At 56.6% G+C, this 21878-nt stretch carries 19 protein-coding genes and 1 tRNA gene; 12 read left to right on the top strand and 8 right to left on the bottom strand.

All coding sequences use genetic code 11. The features are described from left to right. Positions 1 to 113: 113 nt before the first annotated feature. Both hda and J1C54_RS02395 read right to left on the bottom strand, forming a co-directional pair. Positions 114 to 800 carry a DnaA regulatory inactivator Hda gene (gene hda / locus J1C54_RS02400; RefSeq protein WP_229144231.1) on the bottom strand — a complete coding sequence of 229 codons (687 nt, stop codon included), beginning with the start codon at positions 798 to 800 and terminating at the stop codon, positions 114 to 116. Next, positions 797 to 1870: a DUF2066 domain-containing protein gene (locus J1C54_RS02395; protein ID WP_229144230.1), complete on the bottom strand. Its 1074-nt coding sequence runs from the start codon at positions 1868 to 1870 to the stop codon at positions 797 to 799. The genes hda and J1C54_RS02395 overlap by 4 nt, the downstream gene beginning before the upstream one ends. A 211-nt stretch (positions 1871 to 2081) precedes the next feature. On the opposite strand from J1C54_RS02395, the gene purM reads away from it, so the two are divergent. Genes purM through J1C54_RS02375 form a run of 4 tightly spaced genes read left to right on the top strand, consistent with a single transcriptional unit; the run spans position 2082 to position 5179 of the window. Next, positions 2082 to 3125, top strand: coding sequence for a phosphoribosylformylglycinamidine cyclo-ligase (purM, locus tag J1C54_RS02390; RefSeq protein ID WP_229144229.1), 1044 nt, complete (start codon positions 2082 to 2084; stop codon positions 3123 to 3125). Continuing rightward, the gene (purN, locus tag J1C54_RS02385) at positions 3122 to 3811 is read left to right on the top strand and encodes a phosphoribosylglycinamide formyltransferase (RefSeq protein WP_229144228.1); all 690 of its coding nucleotides are present in this window, start codon (positions 3122 to 3124) and stop codon (positions 3809 to 3811) included. The genes purM and purN overlap by 4 nt, the downstream gene beginning before the upstream one ends. Further along, positions 3723 to 4427, top strand: a complete 705-nt coding sequence (locus J1C54_RS02380) for a DUF3108 domain-containing protein (RefSeq protein ID WP_229144227.1) — start codon at positions 3723 to 3725, stop codon at positions 4425 to 4427. The genes purN and J1C54_RS02380 overlap by 89 nt, the downstream gene beginning before the upstream one ends. Continuing rightward, positions 4427 to 5179: a DUF3108 domain-containing protein gene (locus J1C54_RS02375; RefSeq protein ID WP_229144226.1), complete on the top strand. Its 753-nt coding sequence runs from the start codon at positions 4427 to 4429 to the stop codon at positions 5177 to 5179. The genes J1C54_RS02380 and J1C54_RS02375 overlap by 1 nt, the downstream gene beginning before the upstream one ends. Positions 5180 to 5210: 31 nt before the next feature. Here the strand turns inward: J1C54_RS02375 and dcd are convergent, their stop codons facing one another. After that, on the bottom strand, positions 5211 to 5780 hold the full coding sequence (gene dcd / locus J1C54_RS02370; RefSeq protein WP_229144225.1) for a dCTP deaminase: 570 nt from the start codon (positions 5778 to 5780) through the stop codon (positions 5211 to 5213). 79 nt (positions 5781 to 5859) lie between these two features. Beyond that, positions 5860 to 6948, bottom strand: coding sequence for an iron-sulfur cluster carrier protein ApbC (gene apbC / locus J1C54_RS02365; RefSeq protein ID WP_229144224.1), 1089 nt, complete (start codon positions 6946 to 6948; stop codon positions 5860 to 5862). A gap of 127 nt (positions 6949 to 7075) precedes the next feature. Here apbC and J1C54_RS02360 point away from each other — a divergent pair, with 127 nt between their 5' ends. From J1C54_RS02360 to J1C54_RS02340, 5 genes are all read left to right on the top strand, one after another. Further along, positions 7076 to 7780, top strand: coding sequence for an SIMPL domain-containing protein (locus J1C54_RS02360; RefSeq protein WP_229144223.1), 705 nt, complete (start codon positions 7076 to 7078; stop codon positions 7778 to 7780). Positions 7781 to 7799: 19 nt separating this feature from the next. Then, complete coding sequence (locus J1C54_RS02355) at positions 7800 to 8861, top strand: AraC family transcriptional regulator (RefSeq protein ID WP_229144222.1); 1062 nt, start codon at positions 7800 to 7802, stop codon at positions 8859 to 8861. A 54-nt stretch (positions 8862 to 8915) separates the two neighbouring features. Next, on the top strand, positions 8916 to 10379 hold the full coding sequence (locus J1C54_RS02350) for a DUF3336 domain-containing protein (RefSeq protein ID WP_229144221.1): 1464 nt from the start codon (positions 8916 to 8918) through the stop codon (positions 10377 to 10379). A gap of 227 nt (positions 10380 to 10606) precedes the next feature. Next, positions 10607 to 12922, top strand: coding sequence for an ATP-binding protein (locus J1C54_RS02345; protein WP_229144220.1), 2316 nt, complete (start codon positions 10607 to 10609; stop codon positions 12920 to 12922). Between the two features lie 78 nt (positions 12923 to 13000). Further along, positions 13001 to 13480, top strand: a complete 480-nt coding sequence (locus J1C54_RS02340) for a peptidylprolyl isomerase (protein WP_229144219.1) — start codon at positions 13001 to 13003, stop codon at positions 13478 to 13480. Positions 13481 to 13491: 11 nt separating this feature from the next. Here the strand turns inward: J1C54_RS02340 and J1C54_RS02335 are convergent. Continuing rightward, positions 13492 to 13565, bottom strand: a tRNA-Gly gene (locus tag J1C54_RS02335). A 129-nt stretch (positions 13566 to 13694) separates the two neighbouring features. Here J1C54_RS02335 and J1C54_RS02330 point away from each other — a divergent pair. Continuing rightward, entirely contained in the window at positions 13695 to 14690 is a 996-nt protein-coding gene (locus J1C54_RS02330) for an SDR family oxidoreductase (protein ID WP_229144218.1), read from the top strand. Positions 14691 to 14730: 40 nt separating this feature from the next. Here J1C54_RS02330 and J1C54_RS02325 read toward each other — a convergent pair whose 3' ends face one another. Continuing rightward, the gene (locus tag J1C54_RS02325; RefSeq protein WP_229144217.1) at positions 14731 to 15693 is read right to left on the bottom strand and encodes a methyltransferase; all 963 of its coding nucleotides are present in this window, start codon (positions 15691 to 15693) and stop codon (positions 14731 to 14733) included. 113 nt (positions 15694 to 15806) lie between these two features. Here J1C54_RS02325 and J1C54_RS02320 point away from each other — a divergent pair, with 113 nt between their 5' ends. Together J1C54_RS02320 and J1C54_RS02315 are read left to right on the top strand one after the other, a co-directional pair. Further along, positions 15807 to 17150, top strand: a complete 1344-nt coding sequence (locus tag J1C54_RS02320; protein WP_229144216.1) for a hypothetical protein — start codon at positions 15807 to 15809, stop codon at positions 17148 to 17150. Positions 17151 to 17229: 79 nt separating this feature from the next. After that, positions 17230 to 19164, top strand: a complete 1935-nt coding sequence (locus tag J1C54_RS02315; protein WP_229144215.1) for a transglycosylase SLT domain-containing protein — start codon at positions 17230 to 17232, stop codon at positions 19162 to 19164. Between the two features lie 13 nt (positions 19165 to 19177). On the opposite strand, the gene J1C54_RS02310 is transcribed toward J1C54_RS02315, so the two are convergent. Together J1C54_RS02310 and atzF are read right to left on the bottom strand one after the other, a co-directional pair. Continuing rightward, positions 19178 to 20047: a Dyp-type peroxidase gene (locus J1C54_RS02310; protein WP_229144214.1), complete on the bottom strand. Its 870-nt coding sequence runs from the start codon at positions 20045 to 20047 to the stop codon at positions 19178 to 19180. 56 nt (positions 20048 to 20103) lie between these two features. Next, positions 20104 to 21876, bottom strand: a complete 1773-nt coding sequence (gene atzF, locus J1C54_RS02305) for an allophanate hydrolase (protein ID WP_229144335.1) — start codon at positions 21874 to 21876, stop codon at positions 20104 to 20106. Positions 21877 to 21878 lie beyond the last annotated feature (2 nt).

The raw sequence follows: 21878 nt of genomic DNA, 5'->3' as shown, positions 1-21878 counted from the left end.
TTCTGGTTGTTATTGAGTGAAATCCGACTATTAAAGCCTTACAGCACACAGAGTTAGCGAACACGAGTGTAGCCGTGGCGCCATTCGCCGGCTGTTATAGTTTTGTAAGGCTGTCAGCTCAGCCGCAGACTGCGGATAAAGGGAATGGTCAGGCGTCGCTGGTGAGCCATGGCCAGCTGATCTAACTGCGCTAATAGCGCGGCGATGGCTGCGGCCGAGCGGGTCGAACGGGCCAGCAGGTAGCGCGCCACATCATCACTCACCTCAAGGCCAGCCCCGCGCCCGCGCTGGCGAACCAGCTCAAGCAGGCCCTCATCTGCCAAAGGCACCACCCGCCAGACGGGGCCGGCGGCCAGTCTGGAGGTCAGATCAGCAAGCTGAAAGCCACTCTCGCCCGGCGGCTGCCTGGCTGACACCAGCAATGATCCGCCCGCCTCTCGAAGCCGGTTATAGAGGTGGAACAATGCCGCCTCCCAATCCGCCCTGCCCGCCAGCAGGTCAATATCGTCGATTGCCAGCACCCTGAACTGTTCAAGGCCTTCCAGCACATCCGGGGCAAGCGAAACCAGCTCTTGCGCAGCAAGGAAACACCCTGCGCCCCCTGCCTCGCGGACTTTGCCCTCGAGCAGATGGCTTCGCCCAGAGCCTGATTCGCCCCACAGATAAAGCTGTCCCGATTCAGTGCAGCCCAGCTCATCCAGGGCTGCCAGCAGAAGTGTATTGTCACCGGTGATGAAGGACGACAGGCTGCTGCCGGCACGCAACTTGAGCGCCAAAGGCAGCTGTGCAGGCGCAATCATTGGCGCAAATCTCCCTGCCAGCAGAATCTCAGCTGTAGAGGCTGATCCGGCTGGTCCTGCATAGGCTCATCTGCCGGGTAGAACGAACGGGCGCACTCGGTAAGCCGGCGCTCCAAGGCCAGCAAGGCACGGATTTGCTCGGCATCACCGCTAAAACTCAGCTCCAGCGTCAGGTTGCTACCGGCCAAGGCTGCCACGTTAACATCCCGGACTCCCGCCAGAGAGGCGATATGAGTGGTCACCTCCTGCCAGCCCTGCAGCGAGCTAACACCCTCAACCTGCAGAATATATGACTGAGCCTCTCCGGCACGAACCGTATACAGAGGCGCAATGCGACCCGTCACCCGGTCAATTAGCTCGGTCAAAGCCAGCTGCTCGGACTCGCTGCTGATTTCGCCGCTCTCCTGAAGCCTTCCCTGCTCCAGCAAGCGCCAGCGCAACTGCACCGTCGCCCCCGGATATAGCACCGCACTAACGTTATAGGCGCTCTGGTAACGGCTGGCGGCGCGGCGTAACACCTCCTCGAAGTGGCCACGGATATCGGCGGCACGAATACGACCCTGATCCTCAGCATCCATCAACGGTAGCCTCACTGGCAGGCCACGCTGCTCAGCGGCCTGAAGCAGTGCGATAGCGGCCGGATCCTGACTGCCATCAGCCAGAATTTCACCACCTGCGGTACGCTGCACTACCAGCCAGAGAAGAGTCTCCGGGCGAGTTGTGGTCCATACTGGCACCCCCGCCTGCTCAAGCTGTCGGAGCAGAATCGGCACATCAAAACGGATCAGCAGCTCAAGGTCCTCGCTATCAGATGACTCGTAAGAGAACTGCTGGAGCCAGCGTGATGGATCCCGTCGAACCACTTCCAGCCCCGCTTCGGCAGCGCCGTTTTTGTCACCAGTCAGGCGCACCAGCACCTGATCAAGGCCCTCTGCAATCGCCCGCTGGCGAACTTCAGGGGTACGATCCTCCACCGCCACCCGGACATCTCCCAGCTCCTGTCCCCAGGCCGGCGACAAGCTCCACAACAATCCTGCGATCAGTCCGAAACATGCGAACAGATATTTCATGTACCACCGCCTGCAATGACTAAGCGCGCCATTATCCACAACGCTGCCAGTGTATGCAGCCGTTGTACAAAAGATAGAGATCAAGTTTGTGGCCAAGTTGCCGCCTGATCAGAGCCATATCGGCAAAAAACGTTCAAATCAGGCATAACCCATGGCTCACAAAGGCGTTTCCGCTGCTAGAATAGCCGCCCTCGCCCAGCCGGAGTCCCCCATGACAGAGAAACGCCCCCTGAGCTACCGCGATGCCGGAGTCGATATTGATGCTGGTAACGCTCTGGTAAAACGTATCAGCCCGGTAGCCAAGCGCACTACCCGACCGGAGGTCATGGGCGGCTTGGGTGGATTTGGTGCCATGTGCCGTATTCCCTCCAAATACCGCAACCCGATTCTGGTATCTGGAACCGATGGTGTCGGCACCAAGCTACGCCTCGCCATGGAGCACAACCGCCACGACCATATCGGCGTCGACCTGGTTGCCATGTGCGTTAATGACTTGATCGTAGGCGGCGCTGAGCCGCTGTTCTTTCTCGACTATTACGCCACCGGCAAACTGAACGTAGAGGTTGCTGCCCGCGTGGTCGAGGGCATTGGACTTGGCTGCGAACAATCCGGTTGCGCTCTGGTGGGCGGTGAGACCGCAGAAATGCCGGGCATGTACGAGGGCGATGATTACGATCTGGCCGGCTTCTGCGTCGGCGTGGTCGAGGAAGAAAAGATTATTGATGGCAAGCGCGTTCAAGCCGGAGACAAGCTGATTGCCCTTGCTTCTTCTGGCGCTCACTCCAATGGCTACTCGCTGATTCGCAGGATTCTGGCGCAGAGCAGCCCTGCTGATGTGATGATCCACGGCAAGCCCCTTATCGAAGCGCTGCTTGAACCAACCCGAATCTATGTAAAAAACCTGCTGGCACTGATTGAACAAATCGATGTTCGGGCCATGGCACACATCACCGGTGGTGGCCTGCCGGAGAACCTCCCACGTGTCTTGCCACAGGGAGCTTCAGCCTATGTGGACACCGGCAGCTGGAACATGCCGGAACTGTTCCAATGGCTGCAGCGCGAAGGTCAGGTGGAAGATTTTGAGATGTACCGCACCTTCAACTGCGGAGTCGGCATGGTGCTGGTGATTCCCGAGGCGCAGGTAGATCAAGCGTTGGCGCTACTCGAGGCCTACGGAGAAAGCGCCTGGTTGCTGGGCGAAATTCGTGCCACTGAAGGCGAGGCCGAAGTCATTCTTAGCGGAGTCAGTGAGTGACCCACAGACTGGCAGTTCTGATCAGCGGCAATGGTACCAATCTGCAGGCCATTATCGACGCCATCGATGCTGGCCGCTTGTCTGCCTCAGTCGCCGTAGTGCTGAGCAACAAAACCAGTGCAGCTGGCCTGCAAAGGGCGATCCGTGCGGGGATCGCCACGATCACCCTGAACAAGGAAAACTACCCGGACCGGGCCGCCTTTGATCAGGCCATGATCGCCGAGCTTGATCGGTTTCAGCCGGACACCATCGTGCTGGCTGGTTTCATGCGCATCCTCAGCCCTGCTTTCGTGGCTCATTACAGCGGTCGACTAATCAATATCCACCCCTCCCTGTTGCCTCTCCACAAAGGCCTGCACACCCACTTGCATGCAATTCAGGCCGGCGATGCTGAGCACGGCTGTTCTGTCCACTTCGTTAGCGATGAACTAGATGGCGGCCCGATAATCGCCAGGGCCCGTGTGCCCGTGCTGGAGAACGATAGCGAAGAAACCCTGTCCAAGCGTGTACAGGCCCGGGAATATGAGCTTTACCCCCGGGTGTTGGAGTGGCGTGCCACTGGCCGCCTGACGCTAGAACCACGGGGAGTACAGCTTGATGGCCAACCAATACCCTCTGAAGGCTTCGATCTGGATCAGCTGCCTGCTGAGCTTGCTACTGCCCCTGCAAACTCACGCCGGTCCTGAGCAGTCTTTCAATCAGGAATTTCGTCTGTCTACCAGTCAGGCCCCCGTGTCAGTAACAGCGGAACGTCGTCTGCGGCAAATTGATGACACCACCTGGCAGATGGAGGTTGAAGCCGGCAATCTACTTGGCCGAATTCGGGAAGTGACCCGCTTTAGCTGGCACCAATGCACCCCCCAAACCACCCGTTACAGCTACCTGCGCGAAGGCCTTGGCCAGAAACGCGAGGCGACGCTGACTCTTGACCGCAGCACGGGCATGGCGCTGTCGACACGCTCTAACGGCAAGGTGCGCGAGTACCCGATCAGCAGCACCACAACAGACAAACTGTCCCAGACACTCGCTCTGCAGTGCATGCTGCAGCGCGGCGATCAGGATCTGGTAGTAGATGTGGCCGATGAAAAAGGTCGAGAGCAGGAGCGTTACAGCCGTGACGGCGAGGAGGTTTTGCAGACGCCGGCCGGCCAACTACGTACCGTTCGGCTACTGAGAGAGCAAGATGAGGAGCAAGGGCGCCAGACTTGGCTATGGTTTGCCACCGATCACAATTTCTCACTAGTGAAACTGGTGCAAGAAGAAGACAATCAGCGACACGAAATGGTGATCCGGTCTCTTTAATGCGCACTTTTATATTGCCTTTGCTGATTCTCGCCGGCGCCGCCGGCGCCGATCCCTTGCAGCCTTTTGAGGCTGAGTTCCGTCTGCATGTCAGCAGAATCCCGACCACTATTAAAGCAACGCTGGAGCTGGGACCGACGGACCAGTCGGACGAATACCGAATGCAAATGGAGAATCGCTCCTTTCTGATCAAGAACCGGGAGCAAAGCTTTTTCAGCTGGAATGATTGCGCCCCCAGAAGCAATCGTTATGAGCACCAGTTTCGCGGCTTCGGCATTCGTCGGGAGCACAGCATGACCTTCAACTGGGACAGCCAGGATGTGCTTTTCGATGATGGTCAAGAGCAAGGCCATTACCCGATCGAGCCAGACACTCTGGACGAACTGACCATGCTACTCAAAGCCCAATGTCTACTAGCGGAAGGGGAAAAGGAGTTCACCTTGAGCGCTGCCTACGGAGACAAGGTGCGCAGTCACACCTTTATGGTCACTGGCGAAGAAACTGTGTCTACACCGGCTGGCGACATTGACACCATCGTCATCGAAAAAAAACGCAAGGCAGATAGCCAGCGACGCACCATATTCTGGGTAGCACCTTCGCTGCAGTACATGCTGGTGAAAGCCCGTCATGTGGAAAACCGGGCACTATTCGGCGAGCTATTGATGATACGTTATGACGGCCCCGCCCCGCTTGACCCGGCCGCCGCGAAAGAACCGGAGGAGTCCAAAGAAGACTCTCCTCCCACGTCGTAATGAGGTCTTGCGCAGCCGGAACAGGACTCTGTCAGGCTTTCGGCAATGTTACCCCCTGCTGCCCCTGGTACTTGCCGCCACGGTCCTTATAAGACACCTCACAAATCTCATCCGACTCAAGGAACAACATTTGCGCAACACCCTCGTTGGCATAGATCTTTGCCGGCAGCGTCGTGGTGTTGGAGAACTCCAGCGTCACATGCCCTTCCCACTCAGGTTCCAGCGGCGTCACATTAACGATAATGCCGCAGCGCGCATAAGTAGACTTGCCAAGGCAGATCGTCAGCACATTACGCGGAATCCGGAAGTACTCAACAGTACGCGCCAGCGCAAAGGAGTTTGGCGGAATAATGCAGTACTCACCGCGCACATCGACGAAGCTCTTTTCATCGAAGTGTTTAGGGTCAACCGTGGCCGAATGAATATTGGTAAACACCTTGAATTCATCTGCGCAGCGCACGTCGTAACCGTAACTCGACACGCCGTAGGAAATCACCTTACCGCCATCCACGCCCTGTCGAACCTGCTTTGCCTCAAACGGCTCGATCATTCCGTGTTGCTCCGCCATACGCTGTATCCAGCGATCTGACTTGATACTCATGATGAATCCCTCAGTCTGGTTGTGCCCGTCAGATTACCTACGGCAAGGGGCGCATCTTAACCGCAGCGGCAGGGGCCTGTCAGTGTTCCATCTTGACCCGCGGAAAGGCCCTCTGGCCGACGCCGATTAGTGACAGCCTTGCAGCCATACGCCGGGCCACCTGTCGATAGCCCTCGGCCTCAGGACTATCCGGCTCGGCCACCACCGTCGGAGCACCACCGTCAGCTTGCTCTCGAATAGCGCGTGACAGAGGCAGACTACCAAGCAGTGCGGTGTCATAACGCTCGGCCACTCTGGCGCCACCACCCTCACCAAAAATATGCTCAATATGGCCGCAATTACTGCACACATGCATAGCCATGTTCTCGACAATGCCAAGCACGCGAATATCCGTTTTGCGAAACATTTCAATGCCCTTGATGGCGTCCAGCAAGGCAATGTCCTGCGGGGTGGTCACCACTACAGCACCAGCCACTGGCACTCTTTGGGCCAGCGTCAGCTGAATATCCCCCGTTCCCGGCGGCATATCGATGATCAAGTAATCCAGATGGTCCCACAGGGTCTGCTCGACCAGCTGCAGTAATGCACCGCTAGCTTTGGGGCCACGAAATACCACCGGAGTACCTTCATCAATCAGGTAGCCCATGGACATGGTCTGTAGGCCATGGGCCTGAATCGGAATAAAAAGCCTGCCGTCCTTTACTTGAGGCCGCTGACCCTCCGGCACGCCGAGCATCAGTGGCAGACTGGGGCCAAACACATCCGCATCAAGCACTCCCACGCGAGCACCTTCCGCCTGCAGCGCCAGCGCCAGATTGACCGCGGTGGTAGATTTCCCCACCCCGCCCTTGCCCGAGGACACGGCAATGATGTTACTAACTTGATCGAGGGTCGCCATATTCTGCTGGGCGCGGTGCGGCAAGACCTGCCAGTCGACCCGAAGGTGCAGCGGCACTCCTCCCAGCACGGGCGCCAACGACTCGCTGATCTGAGCCTGATAGCGGGCCCGCTGACTGTCACAGGGGAAGCCAAGCCTAACTTCCAGAAATACACCGGCCTCAGCCACATCCAGCCGATGCACGCTGCCCGCGCTAATCAGATCTGTAGCCAACTCCTGCGGCACGATAGTCGCCAAAGCCTGTCGTATTACCTGCTCACTGATCGCCATACTTCCTCCTGGAAACCGGCGACATGATAGGCCGACGGACCGGCGACGTCACCGACCCGATAAGGACCCCGTGCAGCAGACAGTCTTATTCGGCACAATCACATCAATGTCCATCGGAGATATTTTCATGCGTCTTGCCCTGCTTGCCTCATTTTGCCTTGCTCTATTGACAGGCTGCGATAACCAGATCGCCAACAGCACCCCCGCCGAGACTACTCCGGCACATATTGAAGTACAGGGTGTCGCCGAGATCAGCGCCGTGCCAGACCGCTTTAACCTGCATGCCAAGTTCAGTGAGGTCGGCACTGATGTGGCGGCCATGAAAATAAAGCTGGATCAGCAAATGTCAAAAGCGTTGGCCGCTGCCCGCGCTCTTGGCATTGACGACAAAAAAATTCAGGCCAGCTCCCTGAATGTGCAACCAGAATGGCAATGGCAACCGGAACGCAAACTGATCGGCCAGCGGGTATGGCGGGATGTGCGGGTCAGTGTCGATGGTATGGATAACTATATCCAGTTGCTTGACCGCTTCACCGCCCTGTCCCCGAGTGAGCTGCAACAAGCTGGCGCCGAAGTCGCTGATCTGGCCGCCCTGGAGGATCAGGTGCTACAACAGGCGGTACACAATGCCCGTCATCGTGCTGATATTCTTGCAAGGGCGGCCGGCCGCGAACTGGGGGAGGCTCTGATGATTATTGAGCAGGGAACACAGCTACCAGGCCCACAACCGCTGCGCGCCATGGCCATGGAATCTCAGGCGGACAAGTCCCGCTACAGTGCCGGCGAAGTCACCTTACATAGCCAAGTGATGATACGTTTCCTTCTGGACTGATTTTACCGTGGGGTCTGCCATGAATGATCTGGGCACCATATCCGGCGCAGCACTAAACCAGTATCTGGTTAGCGCCCGTGCTGCTGGCGTTGACCCATCAAAGGGTCTGCTGCACTCCGGCATCGCTCCGGCACTGGCGGACGACCCGGAAGCGAGGATTCCCGGAGAGCAATTTGAAAGGCTTCTTATCTGGTTGATTGAGACCTCCGGCGACCCACTTTTCGGACTGCATACTTCCCAGTATGTCCAACCCGGCTCTTACAGCGTGATGGGCTATATCGCAATGAGTGCCTCGACCCTGTTCGAGGCGTTGTCCAAGGTAGCCCTGTACGAAAAACTGGTAGGAGATATGGGCGTCACGGAAACGCTGGTGAACGAAGGGCTGGTTGAAGTTCGCTGGATATGCCGCCACCAAAAGCAGCCCGCGCGCCGCCATCTGATCGAAAATGTTCTCGGTTCCTGGGTGCTGTACTCACGCTGGCTGACGGATAATTCGAATCTGTCTCCCGAGCTGGTCATGCTTGAGCACGGAGCACCGGAGGATCGCCGCCTACGCGAAGACTACCGCAGGATATTTGGCTGCGAGGTGCGCTTTGACCAGCCTTGCTCAGCAATCATTTCCTCGCCAGTCTCCCTGCAGCACCGCCTGCGCCAACCTGACCCGCAGCTGCACTCCACATTGGAAGCCCATGCGGCGCGCAAGCTGCAGTCCCTGGGCATTGAAACCACTCTGACGCAGAAAGTACGCAACCGCATCCTGTCGTCACTGACCGAACGGTTGCCACGCAAAGAGCAGGTTGCGGAAGATCTGGGCCTTAACGTCCGCACCCTTCACCGGCGCCTGCAGGATGAGGGCACCAGTTGGCAGGATATCCTCGATAACCTGCGTCAAGAGCTGGCCAGAACCTACCTGCGTGACACCTCCATGGCACAGACCGAAATCGCCGAAAGACTGGGATATTCAGATATCCGCTCTTTCCAGCGCAGCTTCAAGCGCCATCACCAGATGACCCCTGGAGACTATCGAGACCAGAACAAATCATTACCAGCCTCAAAAAACCTGTCAGACAAAAGTGGATGATCAGAACCGCTTAGTCGCTATACTCCGGGCACTGTCACATTAACAGGTGCCCCTATGAAACGCGCCCTGAAGCAACTTGAAAGAGCCATTGATCAAGCCACCACCTACGAAGAGTGGCGTGAGGCCTGCCTTGAACACGACCGCCTGTCCGGCGCCGACAGCTGGAAGGAAATAGACCGCTCTCAACATTATGACTATGAGTTGATTCGCAACCGTCTGGCACAGATCCGTCAGGCCCGCGAACGTAACGACGTCAACAAGCTGGTATTCCATTTGCACGAGGGCTTGCATGGCAATCTGGGCAATATTTCCAACCCTGCTCTGTACAGCCATGCCCGGGTTGGCACCAAACGGCTGATAGAGCGTTATCTGGCGGAAGTCACCGCCGCTCTGGACTACCTGTGCGACAACGAGTTCGAAGGGCTCCCCTTCAAGGAAAAGCTGGATTTTTTCCAGACCACGGGGCAGGCCTTTGGGCAAAGTTGCCTGATGATGTCTGGTGGCGCGGCGCTCGGCTTGTTCCATATTGGTGTCGCCAAGGCACTGTGGGAACAGGGTCTGCTGCCACCAATCATTTCCGGCTCTAGCGCCGGCTCTATTATTGCCTCAGTTGTCGGCACCCATGACGACTCGGAACTCCTCACCAAGCTGGAGCCGGAAAACATCTATCTGGAAGCATTCAAGGTAGTGGGCTGGGATGGCACCTTGCGCGGCAAGCCGGTGCTGGATGGCAACTATCTGGAAGCCTGTCTGGAAGAAAACATTGATGATTTGACCTTTGAGGAGGCATATCGCAAGACTGGCCGGGAAATTAATATCACCGTCAGCCCCTACGACCGCCATCAGCATGCTCGCCTGCTCAACTGGCGCACCTCCCCTAATGTGCTAATTCGCAAGGCTTCACTGGCCTCCTGCGCAATTCCTGGAATCTATCCGCCGGTGACCCTGTGGGCAAAGAATATTGATGGCGAAAAGGTGCCCTATATTCCCAGTCGCAAATGGGTAGACGGTTCCATCAAAGACGACCTGCCAGTTCACCGACTGGCACGTCTGTATGGCGTCAACCATTCGATTGTCAGCCAGACCAACCCTCATGTGGTGCCCTTTCTGGCCCGCAAGGGTGGCGGCCGCATGCTGCCGGCACTGGGTAATCTGGCGCTGCGCAACTTCACCATGAATGCGCGCTTTGTTTTGAATCTGGCCCAGCGACAGGTGCAGTCAAATGACCTTGGCCTGATCCTCGACAAGGCAGAGTCCATTCTCAAACAGAAGTATTTCGGCGACATCAACATCATACCGCCGCGACAGGCAACCAATATCCTCAAAGTGCTGCGCAACCCCTCTGTGGAGGATGTACGGGACTTTATTCGCAGCGGCGAAAAAACCACTTGGCCGAAGATCGAGCTGATCCGCAATACCACTATGATCAGCCGCACTTTCCGTAGCTGCCTGCAGCGCCTTGACCGCATCGAAACGGAGAAACTGCGCCACCTGCGCCTGATTCGCAAAGAGGGGTAAATCCTTAAAGCACACTTTGTATACCACTCGTCGGGACCCCCATTCCGGGGGGTTGTGATGGAGCATGCTCACATCTAGGATCAGAACATAGTCTTAGACGGGAGGCGTGGCGTGCAAGGACTGTGCGCAACGACACGAAATCACCAAAGACACGGGGGCGGCGGCAGGCTGATCCCCCCGGGGTATTCGTGTTATCTTTTCCCTCAGGTCCACGGAGGGTCCTGACCATGATTTCTCGCTTACGTCGTTATCATACTGACAACCCCCTTGCTTTCCGCCTGATGGGCGCGATCTTGCTGATTAGCTCGGTGATCACTCTTGTAGCAATCCTGTTGCTACTGGCGCGCGAGTTCGATCAGGGCCTGTCTGACATGGAGCGTAATCTCGAGCAGGTCGAGCTGACCACTCTGCCCGGAATCACCCGCAGTCTGTGGAATTTCGACGAGGAGCAATTGAGTGTGCAACTTGAAGCTCTGTTGCGCCTGCCAGAAGTTACCGGCGCAGAAGTACAGTGGCAGGACTGGAATGGTCAAACTCGCAGTCTGCTGGTTGGCGATCCACGGGGCAGCGCAGAGAGCCAGCGCACCAACAGTTATCCGATCATTTATCGTCGCCGTGATGGCACTGCAGAACCGCTCGGCGAGCTGTATATCCAGCTAAGCCGTGATGCGCTGTATCAGCGAGTTGGCGAACATGCCCTTTTTATCATTCTGTTTCAGACCATTAAAACTCTGGTCATCGCCGCAGTAATCATGCTTTTGATGCGTCATATGCTTGGTCGCCATCTACGCGCCATCGCCCGATATGCCCGCGAACTGTCTATCACCAAACTGCACCACCCGCTGGAACTGCCGAGGCAAAATCTGCAACGAGATGAACTGCAGGATATCGCTGACGCTATCAACGAAATGCGCGAGACTTTGCGCAGTGACATAGTCCGCCGTGAACAAACCGAAGAAGCACTTGATGCGGAGAGACTTGAGCGCGAACGAAACCAGGAACAACGTATTCGAGCTGAAAGTGCCAATCAGGCGAAAAGCGAATTTCTCGCCACCATGAGCCACGAAATCCGCACTCCCATGAACGGAATTATCGGCGTACTCGATCTGCTGGCAAACAGCGACTTAAATGAAAGACAGCGCCATTATGTTGAGCTAATGCAGCACTCCGGCGACAATCTTATTGCCGTCCTAAACGACATTCTGGACTTCTCAAAGATCGAAGCTGGCCAGTTGTCACTTGAGTCGGCACCAGTCGATATCCAATCACTCACTGAAGATGCGATTAGTGCTTTTGCTGGTGTGGCCAGACAGCAGTCTCTCGATTTGATTATGGACGTCACCGTAAGCCAGTTTCGATGGGTATATGGTGACCCGGTACGGCTCCGGCAAATTCTGCTGAACCTGATTAACAATGCGGTCAAGTTCACCCGCGAAGGCCATGTACTGGTACGCGTCACGGAGCAGCAACTGGGCAGCGGACAACGTGGCCTGCATATTGAAGTTCAGGACACAGGTGTCGGCATTCCCGTTGACCAGCAGGAGCGCATTTTTGAAGTATTCACTCAGGCCGACCAGTCTACTGCCCGTCGCTTTGGCGGCACCGGTCTGGGACTGGCAGTATGTCGCCGATTGACCGAGCTGATGTCCGGCGAGATTGGCGTCATCAGCGCACCGGGTGAAGGCTCGTGCTTCTGGCTCGACCTGCCTTTGCCAGCCTATAGCACTGCTTCGTCTGAGCCCCATCAGCCGTCGCTGCGCAATATTCTTTTACTGACCCGTTCGGATGCGGAGCAGCGCGCTCTGCAGCATATGCTTGAGCATGCTGGCGCCACGGTGACCACTGGCACGGACCTGTCCCATATCGAAATGGCCGAGAGCTTCGATCATGTACTGGTGGACAGCGCCTTGGTACTTGCAGCTGACGCACAGACACGTCAACGCCTGCAACACTGGCGCAGCAAAGTTACCCTGCTGGCGAGCATCGACCAGAGCACCGATGGCTATCCTATTCTGAATAAACCGGTCACCCCCACCGCGCTCGGGCAATTCCTGAATGACAGTGCCATGGCTGGTCAAACGGTACCGACCAGTCAGATAAGCGAGCATAGCCGCTTTGATCACCTCAGTGTGCTGGTTGCGGAAGATAACGACGTCAACAGAGATGTTATTCGTGCCATCCTGGGCGCTCTGCGCATAGCTCCAGTGCTGTGCCGCAACGGAGAGGAAGCCACCGCTGCCTACCGGGCTGCCGGCGGAGCTTTTGATCTGGTATTAATGGACTGCGAAATGCCAGTAATGGACGGCATTACAGCGACGGAAAAAATTCGCGAAATAGAAACTCGCGCAGGCCTGCCGCGCACCCCCGTGGTCGCCTTGACAGCTCACGTGCTGCAGGAGCAGCGCGACAAGATGCAGCAAGCCGGTATGGACCAGTTCCTCAGCAAGCCGGTGCGCAAGGATGCCGTGCAGAAACTGTTATCCGAATTGGGGCTGGAAAAGCGCCTGCAGCTGGTAACTTCCGAGGTGCGTCGGGAAAAGTAGTCCACTCCCCTCCCACATGCTTCTTGCCCCCGCCAGAGGCTGAGCTGATAATGCCGACCGAATTTCGGGAGACCCATTATGAGCATTGAAGCCGGCAAGGTAGTGCAATTCCACTACGACCTGTTTATCAACGACACACAGATTGAGAGCTCCCGTTCTGGCGAGCCTATGGCCTACCTGCATGGCTCACAGAATATCATCAGCGGGCTGGAAACAGCTTTGGCTGGACACGTGACCGGCGATCATGTTGAAGCCACCATTGCCCCGGAACAGGGTTATGGCCTGCGTGAAGATAACCGTGTCCAGCGAATATCGGCCAAATACCTGAAGCACGCCGGAAAACTGAAGCCCGGGATGCAGGTTCAAGTGAGCACTGATCAAGGGCCACGACTGGTTACGGTGGTCAAGGTAGGACTGAAGTCGGTCGATGTCGATGGCAACCACCCGCTCGCCGGCGAAACCCTGCGCTTTGTGGTTGATATCGTTGATGTTCGTGATGCCACGGCGGAAGAAAAGTCCCACGGCCACGCTCATGGTGTAGGTGGCCATCACCACTAAGGCAGAACCTATGGAGCGGGTGAAGGGAATCGAACCCTCGTCTTAAGCTTGGGAAGCTTCTGCTCTACCATTGAGCTACACCCGCTTTCGGCGCGATTGTGGAGCAGCACCGGCATCCGGTCAATCAGCTTTCAATAGTGCCGTTTGTCTGCCGTAGCCTTGTGCTACAGCGCAACAGGTTTATGCTCTTTGCCTTTCCTGACGCGGAGTACTCATGCCTGCAAAAACGGCCTTCATTACTGGTGGCACCGGCTTCCTCGGCGGCCATGTCATTGCTCAGTTGAAAGCAGCCAACTGGCGTGTTGTGGCCCTGCACCGCCCGCAATCAGACCCCGCAGCACTCAAGCAGATCGGTGCCGAACCGGTAAGCGGGCAGCTTGATGACTCATCCAGCCTTCTCGCAGCCATGCCGGAAATGCCCGACGCGGTGTTTCATATCGCCGGCAACACCTCAATGTGGAGCCGTAACAACGAGCAGCAAAGTCTCGACAATGTAACCGGCACTCGTAATCTTGTTGATGCCTGCCTGCGCAAAAATGCCGGTCGCTTTATCCATACTTCATCGATATCCGCATGGGGAGTTCAATCCAGAAAGATCGATGAAAGCACTCCCTCCAATGCCGCTGGCGATTGGATTAATTACAACCGTACCAAGTATGAAGCAGAGCAGCAGGTGCGCGCCGGTATCGCTCAGGGGCTTGATGCTGTGATTCTAAACCCCTGCGGCATTATTGGTGCCGGCGACAGGCATAACTGGTCACAGATGATCAGCCTTATTGATCAAGGGAAGTTGCCCGGCGTGCCCCCCGGCAGCGGCAATTTCTGTGATGTCAGAGAAGTGGCCAAGGCACACCTGAGCGCCTTCGACAAAGGTCAGCTCGGCGCCAACTATATTCTCGCCGGTATTGAGGCAAGCTTTCTTGAGCTGGCTCGCACCATTGCCTTCCTGCTGGATCGCAAAGCCCCCAGGCGGACCGTTCCCAAATCAGTGTTACGCCTCGCCGGGCATATCTATCCGTTAATCTCGCTAATCACCGGTAAGGAGCCTGACTTGACGCCAGAAAAAGTGGCCCTGATTACCAATCGGGTAGCAGCTGACGGCAGCCGCGCAGTACGGGAGCTGGGCTTCAATGATCAGGTGCCGCTGGAAGAAATGCTTACACAGTGCATCAGCTGGATGCGCGCTGAAGGACTACTCAATAGCCCCTGAAGCAAGACAATTTTTGGCCTCACGGAAAAGCAGTATCAACCTAACGATATGCCTGCCAGACGCGGAAGCGACGATTCTCGGCCAGCACCTCAACCCGGGAAAAGGCCTTATTAAGCCAGACCTCATAGGGCAACCCCTGGTTGGCCACAAGTATCAGACGCCCTCCATCCTTCAGATAGCGGGGCGCCTGCATAATCAATTGCTCGCTGATCGTGGTAGTGCGCTGTAAGCCATCATGAAAAGGGGGGTTGGTGATAATCTGATCAAATCGGCCGGTCACGGGCTCATACAGGTCACCTGCTAGCACATGAGCCTGCAAACCATTGGCATGCAATGTTTCCCCTGTTGCGGCAACCGCAGTGGCACTGACATCAACGGCGGTGACGGTCAACTCTGCGCGCGCCAGCGTGGCGCTCAGCACGCCAGCACCGCAACCTATATCCAACGCCGAGCCAGACAGCTTTTTCTGCGCCAAAACCTCTAGCAGCAGTGCGCTGCCATCATCCAGGCGACCATGACTGAATACCCCGGGGTAGCTCACTATCTGCAAGCCATCAAAGCCCCATTGGCGGCGCTGGCTATCCAGTGAAAACGCCGCCGGACGCAGACGAGCACTGAAAAGCTTGCAGTGGCGAGCACTATCTTCGGCGATCACCGTATCCGCACAGCTCGCCAGATCCGTGGCACCACCTTTAATACCACCGCCGGTAGGACCCACCAACCAAACCAACAACGGCTGACTAATCTGGCCGGCCAGCGAGGCCAGTATCAGACGCAGTCGATCACGGGACTTTGGCAGGATAATTACCACCAGATCTGCTTCTTCTGGCAACACGGGCAACCAGTCAGGCTGCCGACCGGGCAGGCTACTGTCATCACTGTGCAACTGCAGACTGCGCGCCGGCAGGCTGGCAAGGCCAGCATCATCCGCCTCCACGATCAACACGTGATGATCCGCCAGCGTCGCTTCATGGCGCTGCAGCAGGCGCGTGGTATTTTCCATGATCGGTTCCGTAACCAGTTTCAGATGCGGCAGTATACCGACAGAGGTCGCCGCCGACAGCCGGACGACCTACACTGGGCCAATGCAACAACCAGACAAGAAGAATGATCACCATGCGACTGTTGACCTTACTGCTGTGCACAATCTGCTCCGCCTCGCTGGCGCAAACCGATGACTGCCGGGCATGGCTTGACCAGCAGCAAAGGGCTCTTGATGAGCGCGGTATTGTTGACGCCGGCAGCATGCGCATTGATGGCCACCCCCATCTGCGCGCTAACCGCTGGCTCGCCTTTCTGCATCAGCAAGCAGTTGGCGATGCATCACAGCAGCTATGGCTGGAAATGGCAGCCAACGAGGCATTGCAGGGCTGGCACGCGGAGCTATCTCGATTATATGGCCATCAGCAGTGGCGGGATCAGTTAGAGTCCTGCATACACAAACTGACCGGTCTGAGCGGTTTCTACGGCGTGCCCGAGCCCCAGATCCCGGACAGCTATGCCAGCTGGCAACGGGTAGTTGGCCTCTATCCCGTTGCCAAGATCGTTGCCGCGCCCAGCATCAAGCGTTACCGACGCGATATGAACCAGCGCTTTCAGCGCCCTGCCCGACTGCCGATCCGTCATTACCTGCCCGAATCGTTTCGCGGCAACCTGCCAGTGCCCCGTGATCTGGCGCCGAACGGGTTTGATCTGCCATTACCTAAAGGAGCCACTGGCAACGCCCTGTTTTCTCACTACGCGCCGGTGCTAAGCATCGCTGACCCCAAGGACGTCAACCAACCAGGCCAGGTTTTTCTGGACAATGGCCAGCCTGGTGTAGACATCACCAAGCCCACGGTCTATCAATGGTTCAGCTGGACCCGTTACCGCGGCCACAAACTTCTACAGCTGAATTATCAGTTCTGGTTTAGCCGACGCCCTGCTGCCGGGCTGCTTAACCTCTATGGTGGTGAGCTCGACAGCCTGATTTGGCGGGTAACACTTAAGCCCGATGGCAATGTGTTGTACTACGACTCAATTCACGGTTGCGGCTGCTATCACAAGGTTTTTACCGTCGCCCGTGGCCTATATCCAGACAACAGCCTCTCTGATCCACCTCTCTTTTACCCACATCCGGTGGCCAATGCCGGCAAGGAACGGATCAGCCTTCTGCTTGAAGCAGACACCCATTATCTGGTGCGGGTAAGCGCCTACAGTGCCGAAGGCGAGCAACAGTATTACCAGCAACATAACGCCAACGTGCTACGAGCCTTACCGGATCGTCGGGGTGGCTATGGCAGCCTTTTCGATCAGCGTGGTCTGGTAGCGGCGTCAAAACGACGGGAACGTTTTCTACTTTGGCCACTTGGCATCCCTTCTGCAGGAGCAATGCGCCAACCAGGTCAGCATGCCACGGCCTTTATTGGCCGGCGTCATTTTGATGATCCCACTCTGCCGGAAACCCTGTTTGGAAAATAAAAATAACAACTGATCATGGGACAATCGTCATGGCCCGGCGTTACCATGAAAATCACTGTATAGCGCGGAGTCCACATCCATGTTGCGTCAATGCCTGATTATTGCAGCGTTATTGCCCTGGCTTGCCAGTGCTGCACAAGGGCAGCAGGCAACGCTTTTTGCCAAGGCGCTGGAGGCCGCTCGCGAGAACCAGTGGGAAATACTGGAACAGTATCAAAAGGAGCTGGGCGACAACTTTATCTTGCAGGACTATCTGGATTTCCATCGACTGCGCACCGCTCTGCAAGACGCTCCGCTAGACGATGTTCGTGGCTATCTCACCAAGTATGCAGAGTCGCCCCTATCCGGAAGCATGCGCCGAATGGCCATGGAATATTATGCTCGACAACAGGACTGGGGAAACTTTCAGGCGGTCAGCAGCGGTGTTCCCAGAGAATTGCCACTGCGCTGTTATTACTATCAGGCGACGCTTGATAAGCAGCGCGACATTGCCTTGCAAGGGGCAAAGCAATTATGGCTAAGCGGGCAGTCCAGACCAGAAAGTTGCGACCCCCTGTTCAATAGCCTGAAAGCGGCCGGCGAGCTTGATGACAATGCTATCTGGCAGCGTCTGATGCTAGCCGCCAAAGCTTCTAACGGCGCATTGGTGCGATACCTGCGCAACGAACTGAATAGCCCCGAGTGGCAATCACGAGCAGATATCCTGCTGGATCTGTTTAGCCAACCGGATCAGGTTCGCTATCTGCAAACCGGCGAACAGCATGCCGAAATTGCCACATTGATACTAACGCGACTGGCGGAACATCAGCCCGAAGAGGCGCGGCGACAGCTGCCCATGCTGGCCCGGCGCTTTGCCTTGAACAAGGCACAACGCAAACAAATCAGCGATCAGATTGCCTGGTTCTCAACCATCCGTGACCTTCCAGAAAACCGTGTCTGGCTAGATAACTATCTGGCGGACGGCGGTGAGCCACGTCTGCTTGAGCAGCGCGCCCGCCGGGCCGTCATAGAACAGGACTGGGATGCTGTTGCTCTTTGGATACAGCGGTTGCCCGCCGACCAGCGTGATAGCGCTCGCTGGCGCTACTGGCTGGCCCGTTCCCATGAAGCTCGTGACGACGAGGAAATGGCGCAGCGCTACTACCGGTTGGCTGCAGGCGCCCGCAGCTTCTGGGGCTTTTTAGCCGCCCAACACTTGCAGCTGCCAGCAGCACTGAATCAACACCCGACGCCGAGCGAGACCGCTGAGCTGAGTGAGCATAGCCGGTATGTGTTGCAACGTGTCAGTCTGCTGCTAGGCGCCGGCGAAGCAGGCCACGCCAGTGACGAGTGGCGACGGCTGCTGCGCCAATTGGACGATAGCGACCAACGCGATGCACTGGCCCAAACCGCTCTCGACCGCGGCTGGCCCCACTTGGCCATTGAAACTGCGCTGTATACCGGCAAGCGGGATATTCTCGACTGGCGTTTTCCTGTGGCCGAGCAATCGCACTTCTCCAGTGCTGCGGAAAAGCACCAAATCGATAGCTGGCTGTTAATGGCGGTAGCTCGCAGAGAGAGCGCATTTAATCCTCAAGCTCGCTCTCCAGTTGGTGCCATGGGGCTTATGCAGCTAATGCCTGGCACAGCCAAAGACATGGCAAGACAAAGCGGCACAAACATTAGCGACACTGCTGAGGTTTTTGATCCGGCATTGAATATTGATCTGGGCAGCGGCTACCTGGCCGGACTGCTAAAACGCTATAACAACAACAGGGTACTGGCGCTGGCCGCCTACAATGCTGGCCCACATCGAGTGGATGGCTGGCTCGACGACCACGATACCCCATTCGATGTGTTTATCGAATCGATCCCGTTTTATGAAACTCGCGAATATGTTCAGGCGGTACTGGCATACCGGGTGATACTATCCCGTCACCACCCGGACCAACCGCTACTGGCGCTCTTGGACGAACGGGAAACCGCCCGCCCCTATACGCCCATGCAACTGGCAACTAATCAATCAGAACCCTAGACAGCGCAAAAACCTATAGAGAGGCAAGCATTTCCAGCGTTGGCGCATACCAGTAACTACCAGTCTGCGGTGCAGAGTAGTAGGTCAACTGGTCGCGGATTCCATCTTCCGTCATGCCGTACATACGCCGTAGCAAATAGTCGAAACGCTCAACCTCACAGCTGAAGGCAAGAAAGTACAGACCATGTTGGCTACTGCCTCCCCAAGGCACGGAGCGGCGCCATATTTTCTGCGGCACACCATCGTGATCCGTATCTGTACGGCCCACATGGGCGTCTTGCGGCATGCGCTCATCATCGAATTCCACCGCATCTACCTTGGTGCGGCCGAATACGTTTTCCTGCTCCGCCACCGACAACTTATTGAATGATGCCAGATCGTGGCGCCATAACTGGGCGAAGACAAAACTTCCTCCAGCACCAGCCTGCCCTTCAGGCAAAAGCGCTGCACGTAATGCTGCCTCGCCTTCAGGATTGCCAATACCATCGACAAACCCGGTCAGATCACGCATATCGTGGTATACAAAGCCATCCTGCTCCAGCTGCAAAGTAAACACCGGATCAAGATGTTCGCGAAACGCCATGGCAATATCGAACAGATCACTGCGATGATCGGCTTGCAACCAGACAAACAAGTCCGCCTGGGTAGCCGGCACCACGCCATCCAGTGAGAAATCCACAAAGCCGACAGGCACGCCCAGCTGCTGACAAAGCGCCGGACCAAAGGCAAAAACAGTCTTCACACTACCGCTTTCAGCGCCAACCACTGCCTTCAGCGCGAGCCTGGCTGCCTCATCTGTGGTGCCGGGGCGACGGATAAACTCAAGAAAAAGATGCTGACGGCTATTACGATCAAAAATAGCTGGCTGAAACGCTGTCACCATGAATCTCCGTGCTAATCAGGGGGCGCCACCATAGCACAGCCGCGCGCCCTTATCAGTCAAGCAGACTGCCTGGCACGCATATACTCTCGCCAACCGCCAAACTCCGTAATGTCCTCTGCGTCCTGAATACCACCCTGCTCACAGATAAACCCGCTAACCATGGAGCCATCCTCCAGCTCGATGCGGCCGATCCCGAGTGGCGAAGGGATGCCCGCCACGAAGCTTCCGAAACGGTCCTCCGGCACTGACCAGACCTCAACTTCAATGGCACCACCAGTGACATCCCGGACCATAGCAGGTCGAAACGGTGGCCCGCCGGGCAATGCATAAAGACGATAGCCAATGGCGCTACGAGTAGCCTTTACCAACCAGGCATCCCGACTAGTAAGCTGATGATTAAGAGGCATGCCAGAAAGATGAGCGCCACATACTGCCACTTGAATACGCCCCGGCACCGCCAGCGGGGTGCGGTCTCGTAGCCGATGACCACAAGCCCCCATAGGCTGATCACGGCCAGCAAGCCAGCGCTGAGCCAACGCAAGTAGACTTTCATCAAAAAAGGCAGGGGCAGACAGGGTTATTCCGAATGGCAAGCTTTGCCCGGTAAAGCCCGCCGGCACCGACACCGCTGCCAAATCCAACAGGTTCATAAAGTTGGTGTAGTAGCCCAGTTCACTGTTCCGTACGATCGGATCCTGCGCAACTTCGCTGATGCGAAAATGGCGACCCGCCGTAGGCGTCAGCAACACATCAATCTGTTCAAACAACTCCGCAGCCTGCGCCCTCAGAGCTGCCAGACGGTATTCAGCTCGAAAATACTCAGCGGCCTTTCTCGCGCCACCGCCACCAATAATTTCAGCAATCACCGGCAAAACCGTCTCAGGACGCTGTTCAAGGGTCTGCTCGGCGGCCAACCAACGCTCCGTTACCCAAGGGCCTTCATAAAGTAAAGCCGCCGCTTCAACGAATGGCGCGTAATCAATTTCAATTATGCTGGCACCCAACTCACGCCAGTGATTCAGGGTTTGCTGGAAAGCAGCCTCATACTCACCTGAACCAAAAAACTTTAGCTGCGCAGACTGTGGCACGCCAATACGAAGCTGATCAGTATTAAACGCTTTGCACTGCCCATCACGGCTATACGGATCAAGCGGATCGGCGCCATCAAGGACTGCACTGATCCTTGCGCCATCGAGCGGATCAATCACAAACAGAGAGGGACAATCGAGGGTCCGACAGGCCGGCACAATACCATGACAGGACCAGCGCCCCCGGGTTGGCTTAATGCCGATAATATTATTGAATGCAGCAGGGACACGGCCGCTGCCAGCAGTATCCGTACCCAACGCGAAGGTCACTTCGCCAAGAGCCACTGCGACAGCAGAACCAGAGCTGGAGCCGCCACTGATTAAGGCAGGGTCAAAAGCGTTGCGGGTAGTGCCAAATGGTGAACGGGTGCCGACCAAGCCGGTAGCGAACTGATCCATATTGGTTTTGCCGATTGGAATCGCCCCAGCTTCAACCAACCTGTTAACGATCGTGGCGGTTTCTGTTGGCAGCCTGTCCAGCCCTTTACAGGCAGCTGTGGTTGGCACCCCCGCCAGATCAATATTGTCCTTCACCGCAAAGGGAATACCGAACAACGGCAGGGTATCTGGGGAATGGCCATCCAAACGATCAAGAATCGGCTTGAGCTCACGATTGTCGAGCAAGGTGATCCACACATTGAGATCAGCATGGGCGTCAATACGTGGCCGAAGCTGGGCCACAAGGGAGCGTGGCGTTAAAGTTCCTTGCCGATAAAGGTGGTGTAGTTCTGTCACTGACATTT

It is taken from the genome of Alcanivorax sp. 1008, assembly GCF_020667895.1.
Lineage (GTDB): Bacteria > Pseudomonadota > Gammaproteobacteria > Pseudomonadales > Alcanivoracaceae > PGZG01.
Note: the sequence above shows the minus strand (reverse complement) of the source record. Positions and strands in the feature narration are given on the sequence as shown.

What these genes read in the sequence shown, in the direction of transcription:
- hda (WP_229144231.1), bottom strand. Translation starts at nt 800, where the DNA reads ATGATTGCGCCTGCACAGCTGCCTTTGGCGCTCAAGTTGCGTGCCGGC.
- J1C54_RS02395 (WP_229144230.1), bottom strand. Translation starts at nt 1,870, where the DNA reads ATGAAATATCTGTTCGCATGTTTCGGACTGATCGCAGGATTGTTGTGG.
- purM (WP_229144229.1), top strand. Translation starts at nt 2,082, where the DNA reads ATGACAGAGAAACGCCCCCTGAGCTACCGCGATGCCGGAGTCGATATT.
- J1C54_RS02380 (WP_229144227.1), top strand. Translation starts at nt 3,723, where the DNA reads ATGGCCAACCAATACCCTCTGAAGGCTTCGATCTGGATCAGCTGCCTG.
- J1C54_RS02375 (WP_229144226.1), top strand. Translation starts at nt 4,427, where the DNA reads ATGCGCACTTTTATATTGCCTTTGCTGATTCTCGCCGGCGCCGCCGGC.
- dcd (WP_229144225.1), bottom strand. Translation starts at nt 5,780, where the DNA reads ATGAGTATCAAGTCAGATCGCTGGATACAGCGTATGGCGGAGCAACAC.
- apbC (WP_229144224.1), bottom strand. Translation starts at nt 6,948, where the DNA reads ATGGCGATCAGTGAGCAGGTAATACGACAGGCTTTGGCGACTATCGTG.
- J1C54_RS02360 (WP_229144223.1), top strand. Translation starts at nt 7,076, where the DNA reads ATGCGTCTTGCCCTGCTTGCCTCATTTTGCCTTGCTCTATTGACAGGC.
- J1C54_RS02355 (WP_229144222.1), top strand. Translation starts at nt 7,800, where the DNA reads ATGAATGATCTGGGCACCATATCCGGCGCAGCACTAAACCAGTATCTG.
- J1C54_RS02350 (WP_229144221.1), top strand. Translation starts at nt 8,916, where the DNA reads ATGAAACGCGCCCTGAAGCAACTTGAAAGAGCCATTGATCAAGCCACC.
- J1C54_RS02345 (WP_229144220.1), top strand. Translation starts at nt 10,607, where the DNA reads ATGATTTCTCGCTTACGTCGTTATCATACTGACAACCCCCTTGCTTTC.
- J1C54_RS02340 (WP_229144219.1), top strand. Translation starts at nt 13,001, where the DNA reads ATGAGCATTGAAGCCGGCAAGGTAGTGCAATTCCACTACGACCTGTTT.
- J1C54_RS02330 (WP_229144218.1), top strand. Translation starts at nt 13,695, where the DNA reads ATGCCTGCAAAAACGGCCTTCATTACTGGTGGCACCGGCTTCCTCGGC.
- J1C54_RS02325 (WP_229144217.1), bottom strand. Translation starts at nt 15,693, where the DNA reads ATGGAAAATACCACGCGCCTGCTGCAGCGCCATGAAGCGACGCTGGCG.
- J1C54_RS02320 (WP_229144216.1), top strand. Translation starts at nt 15,807, where the DNA reads ATGCGACTGTTGACCTTACTGCTGTGCACAATCTGCTCCGCCTCGCTG.
- J1C54_RS02315 (WP_229144215.1), top strand. Translation starts at nt 17,230, where the DNA reads ATGTTGCGTCAATGCCTGATTATTGCAGCGTTATTGCCCTGGCTTGCC.
- J1C54_RS02310 (WP_229144214.1), bottom strand. Translation starts at nt 20,047, where the DNA reads ATGGTGACAGCGTTTCAGCCAGCTATTTTTGATCGTAATAGCCGTCAG.
- atzF (WP_229144335.1), bottom strand. Translation starts at nt 21,876, where the DNA reads ATGTCAGTGACAGAACTACACCACCTTTATCGGCAAGGAACTTTAACG.